At 48.5% G+C, this 14,832-nt stretch carries 13 protein-coding genes; 9 read left to right on the top strand and 4 right to left on the bottom strand.

Going from position 1 to position 14,832, the window contains the following annotated elements:
- Positions 1 to 12 precede the first annotated feature (12 nt).
- The 5 genes from metK to KBW69_RS11795 all read left to right on the top strand — a co-directional run bounded on the left by metK (position 13) and on the right by KBW69_RS11795 (position 5,735).
- The gene (gene metK, locus KBW69_RS11815) at positions 13 to 1,176 is read left to right on the top strand and encodes a methionine adenosyltransferase (protein WP_257280992.1); all 1,164 of its coding nucleotides are present in this window, start codon (positions 13 to 15) and stop codon (positions 1,174 to 1,176) included.
- A 286-nt stretch (positions 1,177 to 1,462) separates the two neighbouring features.
- Complete coding sequence (locus KBW69_RS11810; RefSeq protein WP_257253737.1) at positions 1,463 to 2,626, top strand: phosphoglycerate kinase; 1,164 nt, start codon at positions 1,463 to 1,465, stop codon at positions 2,624 to 2,626.
- Positions 2,627 to 2,899: 273 nt separating this feature from the next.
- The gene (modA, locus tag KBW69_RS11805; protein WP_257254098.1) at positions 2,900 to 3,883 is read left to right on the top strand and encodes a molybdate ABC transporter substrate-binding protein; all 984 of its coding nucleotides are present in this window, start codon (positions 2,900 to 2,902) and stop codon (positions 3,881 to 3,883) included.
- Between the two features lie 170 nt (positions 3,884 to 4,053).
- A complete protein-coding gene (locus KBW69_RS11800) occupies positions 4,054 to 4,698 on the top strand; it encodes a transcription termination/antitermination NusG family protein (protein ID WP_257254097.1) in 645 nt (214 codons plus the stop codon).
- On the top strand, positions 4,698 to 5,735 hold the full coding sequence (locus KBW69_RS11795) for an alpha/beta hydrolase (protein ID WP_257280991.1): 1,038 nt from the start codon (positions 4,698 to 4,700) through the stop codon (positions 5,733 to 5,735). Before KBW69_RS11800 ends, KBW69_RS11795 begins: the two co-directional genes overlap by 1 nt.
- A 137-nt stretch (positions 5,736 to 5,872) precedes the next feature.
- Here the strand turns inward: KBW69_RS11795 and dsbB are convergent, their stop codons facing one another.
- The 3 genes from dsbB to KBW69_RS11780 form a co-directional block, all read right to left on the bottom strand.
- Positions 5,873 to 6,427, bottom strand: a complete 555-nt coding sequence (gene dsbB, locus KBW69_RS11790) for a disulfide bond formation protein DsbB (protein ID WP_257255580.1) — start codon at positions 6,425 to 6,427, stop codon at positions 5,873 to 5,875.
- A gap of 206 nt (positions 6,428 to 6,633) precedes the next feature.
- Entirely contained in the window at positions 6,634 to 7,092 is a 459-nt protein-coding gene (locus tag KBW69_RS11785) for a hypothetical protein (RefSeq protein WP_257280990.1), read from the bottom strand.
- Positions 7,093 to 7,294: 202 nt separating this feature from the next.
- Positions 7,295 to 8,035 (bottom strand): TrmB family transcriptional regulator, encoded by a 741-nt coding sequence (locus KBW69_RS11780; protein ID WP_257280989.1) that lies wholly within the window; start codon positions 8,033 to 8,035, stop codon positions 7,295 to 7,297.
- A 326-nt stretch (positions 8,036 to 8,361) separates the two neighbouring features.
- Here KBW69_RS11780 and glmU point away from each other — a divergent pair, with 326 nt between their 5' ends.
- The gene (glmU, locus tag KBW69_RS11775) at positions 8,362 to 9,738 is read left to right on the top strand and encodes a bifunctional UDP-N-acetylglucosamine diphosphorylase/glucosamine-1-phosphate N-acetyltransferase GlmU (RefSeq protein ID WP_257280988.1); all 1,377 of its coding nucleotides are present in this window, start codon (positions 8,362 to 8,364) and stop codon (positions 9,736 to 9,738) included.
- A gap of 35 nt (positions 9,739 to 9,773) precedes the next feature.
- Positions 9,774 to 11,606 (top strand): glutamine--fructose-6-phosphate transaminase (isomerizing), encoded by a 1,833-nt coding sequence (glmS, locus tag KBW69_RS11770; RefSeq protein ID WP_257280987.1) that lies wholly within the window; start codon positions 9,774 to 9,776, stop codon positions 11,604 to 11,606.
- A gap of 318 nt (positions 11,607 to 11,924) precedes the next feature.
- Here the strand turns inward: glmS and KBW69_RS11765 are convergent, their stop codons facing one another.
- Positions 11,925 to 12,416, bottom strand: coding sequence for a hypothetical protein (locus tag KBW69_RS11765; protein ID WP_257280986.1), 492 nt, complete (start codon positions 12,414 to 12,416; stop codon positions 11,925 to 11,927).
- Between the two features lie 393 nt (positions 12,417 to 12,809).
- Between KBW69_RS11765 and rimK the strand changes: the two genes are divergently transcribed.
- Both rimK and KBW69_RS11755 read left to right on the top strand, forming a co-directional pair.
- The gene (gene rimK, locus KBW69_RS11760; RefSeq protein WP_257275316.1) at positions 12,810 to 13,712 is read left to right on the top strand and encodes a 30S ribosomal protein S6--L-glutamate ligase; all 903 of its coding nucleotides are present in this window, start codon (positions 12,810 to 12,812) and stop codon (positions 13,710 to 13,712) included.
- A gap of 11 nt (positions 13,713 to 13,723) precedes the next feature.
- Positions 13,724 to 14,752 (top strand): succinylglutamate desuccinylase/aspartoacylase family protein, encoded by a 1,029-nt coding sequence (locus tag KBW69_RS11755; protein ID WP_257275315.1) that lies wholly within the window; start codon positions 13,724 to 13,726, stop codon positions 14,750 to 14,752.
- The last annotated feature ends 80 nt before the right edge of the window (positions 14,753 to 14,832 follow it).

Raw genomic sequence — 14,832 nt, 5'->3', positions numbered from 1 at the left:
CGAAAAACGACGATGGCAGATTACACGCTATTCACTTCCGAGTCGGTTTCCGAAGGTCATCCGGACAAGATTGCCGACCAGATTTCCGACGCTATTCTGGATGCCATCCTCAAGGATGACCCGGAAGCCCGTGTCGCGGTTGAAACCATGGTAAAAACCGGCATGGTGATCGTAGCGGGTGAAGTGCGTACAGACACTTATGTTGATATCGAAGAACTGGTTCGCAAAGTGGTCACTGACATTGGTTATAACCATGGTGACCTGGGATTTGATGGTGATTGCGTGGCCGTTATGAATGCTATTGGCAAGCAGTCTCCGGATATCGCTGTCGGAGTTGATGAAACAGACGAGCATGAACAGGGCGCGGGTGACCAGGGCCTGATGTTTGGTTACGCTACCAATGAAACACCGGTACTGATGCCTGCTCCTGTCTACTATTCTCACGAGCTGGTTAAGCGTCAGGCCGAGCTGCGTAAAAATGGTACTCTGCCCTGGTTGCGTCCGGATGCCAAAAGCCAGGTCACGATGCGTTACGACAGCGAAGGCAAAGTGCAGAGTGTGGATGCCGTGGTTCTCTCAACACAGCACCATCCTGACATCTCTCAGGAAGAGCTGCAAAAAGAAATTCTGGAAAAAGTCATCAAGCCGGTTCTGCCTGCACAATGGCTTCATGAAGACACCCGTTACCACATCAACCCAACCGGTATTTTCGTGATTGGTGGCCCAGTGGGTGACTGTGGTCTAACGGGGCGCAAAATCATTGTAGATACTTACGGTGGTATGGCTCGTCACGGTGGCGGAGCCTTCTCCGGCAAGGATCCTTCAAAGGTTGACCGTTCCGCTGCTTACGCAGGTCGCTACGTGGCCAAAAACGTCGTGGCTGCCGGTCTGGCTGACAAGTGCGAGATTCAGGTGTCTTATGCGATTGGTGTCGCGGAGCCAACGTCTATCGCTATTGATACTTTCGGCACTGGCAAGATTGCTGATGCCAGAATTGAAGAGCTGGTTCATGAGTATTTCGATCTGCGTCCGAAAGGTCTGATCGACATGCTGGATCTGAAGCGTCCAATTTATCAGGCTACTGCAGCATACGGTCACTTCGGTCGTGAAGAGGAAGCATTTTCCTGGGAACGCACCGATAAGGCTGACATCCTGAGAGCCGCGGCGGGTCTGTAATCAGTAAAACTCTGCTGAGGGGCTGCTTTAAGCAGCCCTCGTGAGACCTGTTCAATTCTGTTATACCTTCCTTCCAACTCTGTTGATCAATGATATTTCAATGGAGTTTTTTTTGCCCTGCGTCAACGCCTGAAAACCCTGTTGGTTGACGTCATATCTGGCCAAGAGTACGTACCGGGTGTGATTTTTTTGTGCTATTGTCCATGCCAATTCTACCCCTTGGCACTGCTGTCTCTTCCTGACAGCAGTCGAACTTTATTGAACCCGTGCGTAGGGAGAGACCCTGATGAACGTATTGAAAATGACCGACCTGAATCTGACTGGCAAACGGGTCCTGATCCGTGAAGACCTCAACGTTCCAGTCAAAGACGGCAAAGTCACCAGCGATGCACGAATCCTCGCTTCTCTGCCCACCATTAAGCGCGCTCTGGAATCCGGTGCCAAAGTCATGGCAACCTCACATCTGGGTCGCCCGACTGAAGGTGAGTACGACGAGCAGTTCTCCCTAAGACCCGTTGCGGACTACATTGGCGAGTTGTTGGGCAGAGAAGTACGCCTGATCAAAGACTGGGTTGACGGTGGTTTTGACGTTGCCGACGGTGAACTGGTCATTCTTGAGAACGTACGTTTCAATAAGGGTGAAAAGAAGGACGACGAAGCACTGTCTAAAAAAATGGCAGCCCTGTGCGATGTCTATGTAATGGATGCATTCGGTACCGCTCACCGTGCTCAGGCATCGACTCACGGCGTGGGTAAATTTGCTGAAATTGCCTGTGCAGGCCCGTTGCTGGCGGGTGAGCTGGAGGCACTGGGTAAAGCGCTGGGAAATCCTGAGCGTCCTATGTGTGCCATCGTCGGTGGTTCCAAAGTTTCCACCAAACTGACGGTGTTGGAATCCCTGTCTGACGTCTGCGATCAGTTGATCGTGGGCGGCGGTATCGCCAACACCTTTCTCGCTGCTGCCGGTCACAATGTCGGTAAATCCCTTTACGAAGAAGATCTGATCCCCAATGCCAGGGCACTGATGGAAAAGGTTAACGTACCTATGCCTGTAGATGTAATCTGCGGTAAGAAATTTGATGAAAATGAAACCGCTGTCGTTAAACGGGTATCAGAAGTAGAAGACGACGACATGATCTTAGACGTAGGCCCCCAAACCCGGAAACTGTTCAATGAAGTTCTGAAGTCCTCTAAAACCATTCTTTGGAATGGCCCTGTGGGTGTCTTTGAATTTGACCAATTTGGTGAAGGCACTCGCTCCATGTCTCTGGCTATTGCCGAGTCTGACGCTTTCTCTATCGCCGGTGGAGGTGATACTCTGGCCGCAATCGACAAGTACGGAATTAAAGACCGAGTATCTTACATTTCTACGGGCGGCGGTGCCTTCCTGGAGTTTGTAGAAGGCAAGAAGCTCCCGGCTGTGGCGATGCTGGAAGAAGCCTGTCAATAAAATAGAGAATAGCGCCCATCCAGGCGACCCCGTCTTGGCGACCCCGTAGCGAGGACGGCAGAAAATTGAGGACGAAAATTCGGTTTTGTGAGGAAAATAGCGAGCTATTTGACGAACAAAGGCGGATTTTCAGACCAGTTTGCTGCCGCTGCATGGGCGCAGGAGCTAGAGCAATGCTGGAGCAATTGCCGCGTGGGGCAGTCTATTCTCAGTCAGCCTCCTGGAACCTAAACTAAGCTCTGTAATTCGCTCAATGGGTTGTGGAGAAAAATCTTGTTTCACTTACGTTTTGTTAGACACCCACGTTTTGTAAGATACCCAAAATCTTTCTCTAAATTGAAAGCCATTCCTGACCTGCCGATTCTGACTTTCATTTTTGGATGCCTACTCACCATTACTCCCCTATCAGACGCTGACACTATCAAGGTTGCTGTGGCAGCGAGCTTTCAACATGTTCTGGAAAGCCTGAAAGGGCAGTTCCAGTCACGGTATGGTCACACCCTGGAACTGTACTATGGCAGTTCTCAAGACCTGAGGTACCGGGTTAGTGACAACACTCAGAAGTTTGATCTGTTTCTATCTGCTGACAATTTAAAGACGGCAAAACTGGAACAAATGGATAAGATTTTAGCAAATTCCAGGAAGATCTATGCCCAGGGTTTGCTGGCATTCTGGCACGGTCAGCGGAGCCCGTTAAAACCCAACGACATAAAAACCTACCTTATAGATAACAACCCTCCAACAATTCACATTGCAGACCGGGAAGGTGCACCCTACCGGCACGCCGCTAAGTCCGTCCTTCAAAAATATTATCTTTACCGAATAATCAGAGATCAGGATAGGCTCTCTTACAATGAGCATGTCAGGGAAACATGGAGCGATATAAAAAATTCTTCCGATGCTGGTTTTGCGCCTTTTTCCCAGGTGAAAGAAGTCGACTTCAATAGCATTCTTTTCCCAGTGAGTGTAACTCTAGTCCCGCAGTCACTTTACACACCACTGCTTCAGGAGCTGGTCATCCTCAAGGCTACCGAGCATGAGGCCGCCGCCAAAACTCTGGTCGAATACCTTCTCTCCGATGAAACGCAGAGATTCATTGGGTTCAATGGTTATCAAAGAGCACCTGCCAAAAAAGAGGATTCAAGCCTTGTCCCCAGTCCCGCAGTGTCTCTCCACAAATGCGAGTCACGCTACCCCAAAGCCGCTCTGGTTATCGTCTGGTTAAATATGGGACTCTGGATTTTAAGCGGTGCATAGTTCGACCATGAGAATTATAATGAGGCACTTTGAATAGAAATTGCGATAAAGCTGCTCAGATCGTAGACCATTCAGTTCAATAGCCGTTACTGATGTAAACCTTGAAAAGTCTGACATCTGGTTATTTGTACTTTTGTTCTACACAGCAGAAAAGCATTCAGGGAATATGTATGCAGAGTCAAGAGTGCTTGCAAGAGGGATGGTACCTGCTTAAAACCAGACCTCGCCAAGAGCAGAGAGCCTGGGAAAACCTGGAAATCCAGGGTTTTGATGCGTACTGCCCGGTTGTAAAGGTTCGAACCAAAGGCCTGTTGAAGGAAGAGATGCTCTTTCCCGGCTATGTGTTTCTTTATCTGGATTTCAAGGATCTGGATCGCTATCACAAGATCCGTTCTACCCGTGGCGTCAGCGAGATCGTCTACTTCAACCGGATCAACCGCCAGCTCCATAAGGATGGCCGCCTGGGCAAAAGTAAGGAGCAGGACGTGCAGGCTCTACTGCCAAAACCTATCCCCAACGGTCACGAAGTGATCAAGGATATCCGGTTAATTGTCGAAACACTCAGTAGCCATGCAGAAGGTAAAGGCACCGGCTCAAACAAAGCTGTTGGCTTCAACAAAGGCGACAAGGTGATCATGAACCATCCTCTCTATCAGCAACTGGAGATGACGTTTATGGCTGACCTCGGTTCCAGACGGGGTCTGATTCTGGTGCAATACATCAGAAAGCAGAGAAATACCCAAGGCGAGACGGTCTGTGAAGTCGTTTCCGAGAAAGAAATGGAAGTCAGGCTTGAGGATCTGGAAAAAGCCTGATGAAGGGCCCTAAGCCGTTCAGGATAAAAGAGAGCCTTGAGCCCAACTCACGAACAGAGTCCCCTATGCTGAATCCTGAAAACCTCAAGGAACAGATCAAGCCTCTGGTGTTTCCCCTGGAAACCCGGGGCTCACACGCCGACCAGAACCCGGACTTCAAAGAATACTTTGATTTCTATGGTATCAATTTTGGAACCAAGTTAGCTGATGTTCGCCACTTTATGGGGTCAATCGACAGCTGCAACTACAAGGTAGCCTGTCATCTGTTCGAGAAGTCCGATTCCAGAGGCACTTTTTTTCTTCTTCACGGTTACTACGACCATGTTGGGCTTTTCGCCCGAATCATCCGATTTCTCCTGGAACAGGGCTTCAATGTTCTGGCCTATGACCTGCCCGGACACGGGCTCTCCAGCGGTAAGCCCGCCACCATCCCGGATTTTTCTGTCTACACGCTGATTCTTGAAGACATATTGAGCCTCTGTGGAGGTAACCTGCCGAGGCCCTGGCATGCTTTTGGCCAGAGCACAGGGTGTGCGATCCTGACAGATTGTCTGAATAACCGGGAAGCTCATCACAAGGCCAGCCCATTCCAACAGGTCATTTTATCCGCTCCACTGGTCAGGCCCTGGAAGTGGACACTGGGACGATTGCAGCTGCAATTGGCGAAACTGTTCATTTCACGGTTGCCCAGAAATTACACCCGGAATTCCAGAAAAAAATCGTTTCTGGAGTTGTCTCATAACGATCCTTTGTCTTCCGACATTCTGCCCATACAATGGGTGCTGGCGATGGATCGCTGGATCAAGCGTATTGAGTCCAGCAAGATAAAATCACCGGTCAGCCCACTCATTCTTCAGGGTACATTCGACCGAACAGTCGATGCCAAACACAACATTCCTGTACTTGAGAAGCTTTATACCCGACCCAGTGTTTATTATCTCGAAGATGCCCGGCACCATTTACCTAATGAGCTGGACGAAACCATTGATGATTATCTCTGCTGGTTGACTGAAAAGCTCAATGTTCAATCAGCTTGAGCAATCAGTCCGTAGCCGGGAGGCTTTTGACATCTGCCGGTCAGAATTAGAATTGTCTGAAGAACTCTATGAGGGAATGGCAAGGATTGGGCGCCTGGAACACATACTCCCGGGCGCCCGACGGTGTGCTTGCTCGATTACTTTGATTTCCTGAACAGACTGATCAGGCAGAGCATATAAGCCACTATGTAAACACCAAATATAAGCGTCATCCAATGCGCCATATTCATGCCAAGGAAATGCCAGCCGTCCTGCCCGCAGAAACCGGAAGGCAGGAACATTTGAGGCCACCACTCGTACAGCGGCAGATCAAGCGGGAAGGTAGGCAGAGCCTTGCAGGACATGAACAGATCTTCGGAAGAGTAGTAATCCAGCATTTTGATCGCAGCATCCAACCCATAGGCAGCACCGGCAATCCAGATGACGTATCCAAGACCTCTTACCAATTTGTTTCGCGGTGCCACCAGCATAATAAGAGCCGCAACACCAATCAGCAACACCGCCAGACGCTGATAAACACAGAGTTCACAGGGGTCCAGATACATAACGTACTGAAAATAAAAGGCCACTGACTCCAGAAAAACAGCGCTCAGCAGCATGATTAGCCAGGTGGTTCTGGCATTCTGCCAGTCACGGATAGCCCCGAGGGGATCCGTTCTGAAATCAGTCCAGAGATGGGATAGTTTCGTCAAAACAGTGCTTCTCCAAGAGCCTGTATGTTGTTGTGCCTGTATCGGAGACTTGGCAAAGAACCCGTCGGCTCAAGATACTGCACGCATCCGTAGAGTGTAAGACACATTACAATAAACTGACGCGTCCGATTGTATCTAAAAGGCAGTCCTGAGACGTCTATAAAAACCCATCAATAACCGGGCGGCTGCTGATGGGTTATTAAATGTCAACCAGGGTTTGACTCCATCGTCGAAGGCTCTAATTTATTAAAGCTGTCTGGTGAAATCTGTAAAAGATTCTCTTTGTCAGCCTCTTTGTCATAATTCTCCATCATTACACTAATCGTATACTCAAACTCGAAAACCTTACCCAAAATAATCGGTACGCCCAGTAGTGGGGCCGTGTAAGCAGGGATCATGATCGAAGAAGTCAAAGCACCCCAGTTAGCAGCGCTGCCAGCGGCACTAATAGAGTATTCATTGATGGACCTGGGCTTATAGTCTGTATTGAACAACTTATTGGAGAGCTTCGCACCACCAACAATAACAGCACCACCCACGGCGCCAACAGTACGTCCCCCAACATAGCCAGCGACTCCTCCGGGCACAGCTACGAGCCTGGATGCAGTAATGCATGCCGCCTTAAAAGCCACCGTCATACAATCTCTTAATCCTATTGATGCCATATTGATTCCTCCTTGAGATAGATCGGCCCCACTCTCTGAGCAGGGTTTCGTTAGTGTCGGAAGGATTATTTCAGATGGGGTGATGGAGTTCACTGACATGACTGTCAGGCGGACTAACCACTTGTGAAACTACCGCATTAGAGCTCAATTGCTGATGAGAAAATGATCCAGAGATGTCATGTATTCATGACTTGCCATGCCTTTACAAAGTGTTCCAAAGCGTATCAAAGATGATTTGCTGAGTGCGGGCGATTTCAATGGAATCGATCACAACAGCAACGGGGTAATCCATGGATGCCAGCGAGATCATGGCGACTTTTGGCGGATAAATTGCGATATAGCTGGCATCAATTCTACCCGTGGCATTGATCCATTTGCGCTCAGAAAGTTCAGCATCCTCACCGCCTTCACCAATAGCGATAACCCGGACATTAATACCCTTGCGGATGCGCTGCTGGGTATAGTTCGGAAAGGGCCGATACAGATGCTGCCGGATCGGTTTGGATGAGAAAATGGAGTAGTTTTTGTCATCCTTTTTGGCGACAGTGCTCAGAATATCCTTAAGAACGAACTCGATGCCGCTGTCTCCCTCATAAAAGCGGACGTTGCCGGTATTGAAGTCAGGTTTTAATTGATTCAGTTGCGGGATCAGCTTTTGTTTCATCTCCTCAATACTCTGTTCCAGAGACTGTTTTTTCTCTTCTGCCAGATCCAAAAGCTTTTCAGGAGGCTCTGCACAGAAAACCCGTCTTTTTCCTTTCGGAAAGTAACTGACAATACCTTTACCCGCGAGGCCTTTCAGAGTCTCATAAGTGGTTCCGCGATTAATATCGGCTTCAGCCGCAATATCACGAATAGAGGCGGTTCCCTGCTTTAACAGGGCCAGATAAAGCTTGATTTCCTTCTGGTCGAGCCCAAGCTGTTTCAAAGTATCCAGGTTCATATTGTCAATTTTCCAATGACAAACACAGTTGTGTTTCAATCTGTATAGGATAAGCTAAATTCAATACTGTAGAAAAGTGTCATCTTTTCTTATGACATGGGTTGTAAGGAAAGCGGCGCTTGTTTCTGGTGTTTCCTGCTGTTAAATGCCCTGTCTGCTGCCTTCATGAGGTCATTGAAAACCAATGAGCTCAGACCAAGAGGTTCAAAGATTTTTCCGGGGGCGGTAAACCGTGTCGTTTTGCCATGGTTCCTTGCTTTTGTTTTTTCCTGGCAGGCAACACAGAGAAATCTGAATGATCAAGAGACCATTTTCAAGAGCTAACCATGAGAGCTGATATCGTCATTCTTGCTGCTGGTCAGGGCAGCCGTATGAAATCCAACCTTCCCAAAGTTCTTCACCCCATTGCCGGCAAGCCGATGCTGGAGCATGTCATTCTCAGTGCCCTGCAAACCCAGCAAGTGATTGGCAAGGGTGAAATCCATGTCGTAATTGGCCACGGTGCAGACAAGGTAAAAAATGCCCTGGGGCACTACCACCTGAACTGGGTTGAGCAGACTGAGCAGCTCGGGACAGGCCATGCTGTTCAGCAGGTGATTCCCGGCTGTAAAGATGCCGATGTCGTGCTGGTGCTCTACGGCGATGTACCCTTAATACATTCCTCAACCCTGCAATCTCTGCTGGCAGCCAGTAACGGTGAGCGTCTGGGTCTGTTGACTATCAATCTGGCTAACCCATCAGGCTATGGTCGTATTGTCAGGGATGATATTGGCAGCGTTCAGGCTATTGTTGAAGATAAAGACGCGACGCCTGAACAACTGGCTATCAATGAAGTGAACACCGGTATCATGGCCATTCCCGGCAGCAAGCTGAGTGAATGGGTCATGGGACTGGATAACAATAATGCCCAGCAGGAATATTATCTGACGGATGTCGTGTCTAAAGCCGTGTCTGAAGAGACACCCGTAGTTCACGTTCAACCGCAAAAGGCTACCGAGGTTGAAGGGGTAAACAGTCGGGTTCAGCTCACAGAACTGGAGCGGGCCTTCCAGCAACAGCTGGCAACTGCGATGATGACCAGCGGTGTCACCATTATTGATCCGGCCCGCCTGGATATTCGCGGTGATATCAAAACCGGCAGAGATATCCTGCTGGATGTCAACGTGATTCTGGAAGGCGATGTCGAGATTGCCGATAACGTGGTCATTGAGGCCGGTTGTATCATTCGCAATTCCAGAATTGGCGAGGGGGCTGTCATCAAGGCGCACTCGATTCTTGAAGATGCAGAAGTCTCCGCTCACTGTGAAGTGGGCCCATTCGCACGACTGCGTCCGGGTACTCAGATGGCAGAAAATGCCAAGGTGGGCAACTTTGTTGAAATCAAGAAGGCGTCCATCGGTGAGGGAAGCAAGGTTAATCATCTGACCTATATAGGCGACGCTGAAATAGGCACGGGTGTCAATGTCGGGGCGGGTACTGTGACCTGTAACTATGATGGAGTTAACAAGCACAAAACCGTGATTGAAAATAATGCCTTCATAGGCACCAACAGTTCACTGGTTGCACCGGTGACTGTAGGAAAAGGGGCCACCACTGCAGCGGGCTCAGTGATTACCCGGAGCCTGGACGAAGACCAGCTGGGGGTAGCCCGGAGTCGTCAGAGAAACATTGACGGCTGGCAGCGTCCCACCAAAAAGAACTGAATATCAGGCAGAACACAAATCAAAGGTAGAAAATTATGTGTGGCATTGTCGGTGCTGTAGCGCAGAGGGATGTGGCGCCCATTCTGTTAGAAGGTTTACGTCGTCTGGAGTATCGCGGCTATGACTCTGCAGGTGTCGCCATTGTTACTACCAATGGTGAACTTCAGCGACTTCGCAGAACCGGAAAAGTCTCCGAATTGAGTGAAGCGATCAACAAGTCTCAGGTGCCTGGTGGAACCGGTATTGCCCATACTCGCTGGGCGACCCATGGTGAGCCCAACGAACGCAACGCTCACCCCCACGTCTCCGGTGAAGATATCGCCGTGGTTCATAACGGTATTATTGAGAACCACGAGTTGCTGAGAAACTATCTGGAGCAGGAGGGCTACGCCTTTGCTTCTGACACAGACACAGAAGTTATTGCCCACCTGGTCAGCCACGAATTGAAAAGTGCTGACAGTCTGATCGCTGCTGTTCAGGCGGCTGTGCCCCGGCTGGAAGGCGCCTATGGTATGGTCGTTATGGATCGCAAAGATCCCGAGCGGCTGGTGGTTGCGCGTTCTGGCAGTCCACTGGTCATAGGTCTGGGACTGGGTGAAAACTTCATTGCCTCCGATCAGTTGGCGCTGTTTCCGGTGACCCGTCGGTTCATGTTCATGGAAGAAGGTGATGTGGCTGAAGTGACCCGGACAACGGTGTCTGTCTTTGATGTCGATGGTAAAAGTGTGACCCGTGCCGCCAGAGAAAGTGACGTTGAGCACGATGCCGGAGACAAGGGGCCATACCGTCACTTCATGCTCAAAGAAATTCATGAACAACCCGATGCCATTGCCAACACGCTGGAAGGCCGTTTGGGTGAGACAAAGCTGAACCTGGATATTCTGGGTAAAAACGGTATCGAGCTTCTCAATAAAACCAAAGCCATCCAGATTGTTGCCTGTGGGACCAGTTATCATGCCGGTATGGTGGCCCGCTACTGGTTTGAGGAGCTGGCCGGAATCCCGTGTCGTATAGAAATTGCCTCAGAGTTTCGCTATCGCAAATTCTTTGTGCCTGAGGACTGCCTGTTCGTCACTATTTCCCAGTCAGGCGAAACAGCAGACACTCTGGCAGCTCTGAAGCTGGCTAAAGAAATGGGTTACATGGCTTCCCTGAGCATTTGTAATGTTCCGGGATCTTCCATGGTTAGAGAGTCTGATATTGCTTTGATGACCCGGGCTGGAGCCGAGATCGGTGTCGCGTCAACCAAAGCCTTCACGACTCAACTGACTGCGTTGTTGATGCTGGTAACAGCCATTGGTCGCCACACCGGAATGACCGAAGAGCAGGAATCCGAAGTAGTAAAAGCCCTGAGAGAGCTGCCCCATATCATCAGCAGTACGCTGGAAATGAGCAATGAGATTGAAGCAGTCGCTGAAGATTTTGCTGACAAGCATCATAGCCTTTTCTTAGGTCGCGGTACCCAATACCCAATTGCCATGGAAGGTGCGCTAAAGCTGAAGGAAATCTCCTACATTCACGCCGAAGCCTACGCGGCAGGTGAATTGAAACACGGTCCATTGGCTCTGATTGATAGCGATATGCCCGTGATTGTGGTGGCACCCAACAACGATCTTTTAGAAAAGCTGAAATCCAATATGGAAGAAGTTCGCGCCAGAGGCGGACAGCTGTTTGTCTTTGCAGACCGATACGCCCGTCTGGTGGCCGGCGACGGCATTAAGGTATTACCTGTAGAAACAGCGCCGGAAGTCGTCGCCCCCATTCTCTACACCATCCCTCTGCAACTGTTGTCCTACTACGTGGCCATTATCAAGGGAACGGATGTTGATCAGCCTCGTAACCTGGCCAAGTCTGTGACGGTGGAGTGATTGCGGTTTAAGGCAGAGCCTTTATCTGCCTTTCACCACCCCGGTTGATATTTACCTGAAATCTGTTGTCAAAGAAATAAACAGACATTCAGGTACATCAACGTCTGATGGTCTATGCTGCTATCCGGCACAGAATCAGGCAGGAACTGAAAAAGCAGAGTCGTTTATTTCCAGACCAGAAAAAATTCCCGCCAGAACCCAACGGCGAGATGGGCATTTTTTACGAGTCTATGTATTCCTGACAGGGGTGGTGAAAGGCTGATTCACCCTTTCATATCAAGCTTTGTCTCGAAATTGTCCCCCACAGAGCCTCTGAAGCTAAATTCTGCTCAGTTCCGAGTTGATTTTTTCTGCTAAATTTTCAACTTCCTGAAGCTGATTCGTTATTTCAGGAGCGTAAGGTAATCCAATTAGCACATGACTCACTGATAAAGCATGTTCTAGTGGATGCTGCGCAGCGGAGTGAAGATTTAATAGTGTTTCAGCTTGTTCAAGCTCAGGATAGCTTTCTGCAAAAAATTTTATTTGGCTTAAAACTTCCGTTAAATGGGTTAGAGCTGTAAGCAAAGCGTCTCTTGCTTCCGGAGCATTTCTTGAGAAACCACACATTCTGAACTCAAAGCCTCCTGAAGCTGCTATAGGGTCAGACACTACAAGGTCTGGCCTTCTTAACTTATGTTTAGTCTCTTCTATTTTTTCATTAGCTATTTTCATGTTTTTCTTGATTTCTTCAAGATCTTGCTCAACACCGGCAAGACATATATTTGAAATTAAAATGAAGAAAGCTACCCACAAAAGCTTAATGGTCATTAAAGCTCTCAAATACAATTTTCAAAAAACCTGCGTCATTTATAGACATGAAGTTTTCAGTTGTCCAAGTCTGCGTATATTATGACTCCGTAAGTGTCTGAATGGCCGGCCAGAAATTCGACCGGATTTGGAGGGTTTAAGTGTGCTTCAGGAGTATTTTTATTTCCGGGTTTTGCTGAGTCTCAGATTACCCAAAGTCATAGGATCTGTCTTGATGCAGCACTGTTGCCAGAATCAAAACGGTCATGGCTGCTGCCCCGGCCTGTTTGTCCGGCATCTTTGAAACACTCAGCGATTAAGGTAAAAACCATACGTAAGTGCTCATGCATATTTGGACTAGATTAAGGGTTCTTATTCCTTCGGGCTTCTCTCTTGAAGTGGACTGGAGTCAATATGAAAATTGCAGTACTGTCTCGTAACCCCAAATTGTACTCAACTCGTCGCCTGAAAGAAGCGGGTGAAGAACGAGGTCATGAAGTTGATGTTATTGACACACTCCATTGCTATATGGATGTAACACGCAGTCGCCCCACTGTTCGTTGTGGCGGTGAGTCGCTTCCTTACTACGATGCTGTCATACCAAGAATTGGAGCTTCCATTACATTTTATGGCACGGCCATCGTCAGGCAGTTTGAAATGATGGGCACTTTCTGTGTGAATGAATCTGTTGCCATTACCCGCTCACGCGATAAATTACGTTCTTTACAACTGTTGTCACGAAAAGATATTGGATTACCAAGAACAGGTTTTGCCAGTAAGCCCGAAAATGTAAAGGATCTCATCAAGAACGTAGGCGGAGCACCAGTCGTAGTAAAATTACTGGAGGGTACTCATGGTATCGGTGTAGTTCTGGCATCTACTCAGAGAGAGGCAGAAGCAATCATTGAAGCTTTTATGGGGTTAAAAGCGAATATATTAGTACAGGAGTTTATTAAAGAAGCAGGCGGTGCAGATCTCCGTTGTTTTGTGATTGGTAGCAAAGTTGTAGCAGCTATAAAGCGACAAGCAGCAGATGGAGAGTTTCGCTCAAACCTGCATCGCGGCGGAACAGCCACACTCGTCCGTTTGTCAAAAGAGGAGAGAGCAACTGCAGCTAATGCCGCAAAAGTCATGGGACTGAACGTCTGCGGTGTCGACCTTTTACAATCTGACAATGGCCCAGTGGTTATGGAAGTTAACTCCTCTCCGGGTTTGGAAGGTATTGAAAAAGCAACTGGAAAAAATGTTGCTGGCATGATCTACGAATTTATTGAAAGCAAAACAACGAAATCAACCCGAACTCGTGGAAAAGGCTAAAGGTAGCAACGATGTTAGTACCAGATATCAGTATTGGTGGTTGTGTGATTAAGGCCGGGCAGACCAGGCAAGTTCGTCTGGAGGTTGCAAAGCTATATACCGATACGGATTTTTCGGTGCCTGTACATGTCATACACACTAGAAAACCTGGTCCAAAGGTCTTTGTGTCCGCAGCCATTCACGGCGATGAGCTGAACGGTATTGAGATTATTCGCCGGCTCATCAATTTGAAGACATTTAAAGTGACTGCGGGTACGTTAATTCTTGTGCCCATGGTTAATGTTTATGGGGTGCTTTATCAAAGCCGGTATCTCCCGGATCGTCGAGACTTAAACAGAAGCTTTCCCGGTTCCCCGAAAGGCTCACTTGCGAGCCGGTTAGCGCACATGTTCCTGACAGAAATAGTCAGCCTTTGTGAATGCGGTATAGACCTTCACACAGGGGCTATACATCGCTCAAATCTGCCTCAGATTCGTGCCAATTTAATGGACACAGAAACTCTGAGCCTGGCAAAAGCGTTCGGGGTACCCGTTTTATTGAATGCCAATATTCGCGACCAGTCCCTTCGGCAGTCAGCTGAAGAGCATAATACACGTATACTGCTATATGAAGCTGGAGAAGCCTTAAGGTTTGATGAAGTCAGTATACGTGCGGGAGTTAACGGCGTTATCAATGTTCTGGCTAAGCTGGGGATGGTCAGATTGAGGCGCAAGGTAAAATCCTTCACACCTTATATAGCTAACAAAAGTTCATGGGTCAGAGCTAATGCCAGCGGTATTTTCAACTCACTTAAAAAACTGGGCGATCAAGTTGATAAAGGAACCCCGTTAGCTACTATTGGAAGCCCGTTTGGTGAAATCATTGCTCTGGTCAAAGCCGCACAGGCAGGCATCATTATTGGTAAACAGAACATTCCTCTTGTTCAGGAAGGTGAGGCTGTGTTTCATATCGCTTTTTTTTCCGAACCTGATAATGATGTTGCTGAGGATATAGGTATGATGCAGGAAGCGTTGCAAACTGAATCACCGGTTTTGGAGTAACCAAAGCGGCTTGATGAATGTTCCGGGATAAATAGCCGACCAGAAATCTGGCCGGACTTGAAGGGGCTTAAGCTTACTTG

Source organism: Endozoicomonas sp. ISHI1 (assembly GCF_024606225.1).
Taxonomy (GTDB): Bacteria; Pseudomonadota; Gammaproteobacteria; order Pseudomonadales; family Endozoicomonadaceae; genus Endozoicomonas_A.
The sequence above is the reverse complement of the archived record's forward strand: the minus strand, read 5'-3'. Positions and strand labels throughout refer to the sequence as shown.

Excerpts from the sequence above, each read along its gene's own strand:
- metK (WP_257280992.1), top strand. The coding sequence starts at position 13 with ATGGCAGATTACACGCTATTCACTTCCGAGTCGGTTTCCGAAGGTCAT.
- KBW69_RS11810 (WP_257253737.1), top strand. The coding sequence starts at position 1,463 with ATGAACGTATTGAAAATGACCGACCTGAATCTGACTGGCAAACGGGTC.
- KBW69_RS11800 (WP_257254097.1), top strand. The coding sequence starts at position 4,054 with ATGCAGAGTCAAGAGTGCTTGCAAGAGGGATGGTACCTGCTTAAAACC.
- KBW69_RS11795 (WP_257280991.1), top strand. The coding sequence starts at position 4,698 with ATGAAGGGCCCTAAGCCGTTCAGGATAAAAGAGAGCCTTGAGCCCAAC.
- KBW69_RS11785 (WP_257280990.1), bottom strand. The coding sequence starts at position 7,092 with ATGGCATCAATAGGATTAAGAGATTGTATGACGGTGGCTTTTAAGGCG.
- KBW69_RS11780 (WP_257280989.1), bottom strand. The coding sequence starts at position 8,035 with ATGAACCTGGATACTTTGAAACAGCTTGGGCTCGACCAGAAGGAAATC.
- glmU (WP_257280988.1), top strand. The coding sequence starts at position 8,362 with ATGAGAGCTGATATCGTCATTCTTGCTGCTGGTCAGGGCAGCCGTATG.
- glmS (WP_257280987.1), top strand. The coding sequence starts at position 9,774 with ATGTGTGGCATTGTCGGTGCTGTAGCGCAGAGGGATGTGGCGCCCATT.
- KBW69_RS11765 (WP_257280986.1), bottom strand. The coding sequence starts at position 12,416 with ATGACCATTAAGCTTTTGTGGGTAGCTTTCTTCATTTTAATTTCAAAT.
- rimK (WP_257275316.1), top strand. The coding sequence starts at position 12,810 with ATGAAAATTGCAGTACTGTCTCGTAACCCCAAATTGTACTCAACTCGT.
- KBW69_RS11755 (WP_257275315.1), top strand. The coding sequence starts at position 13,724 with ATGTTAGTACCAGATATCAGTATTGGTGGTTGTGTGATTAAGGCCGGG.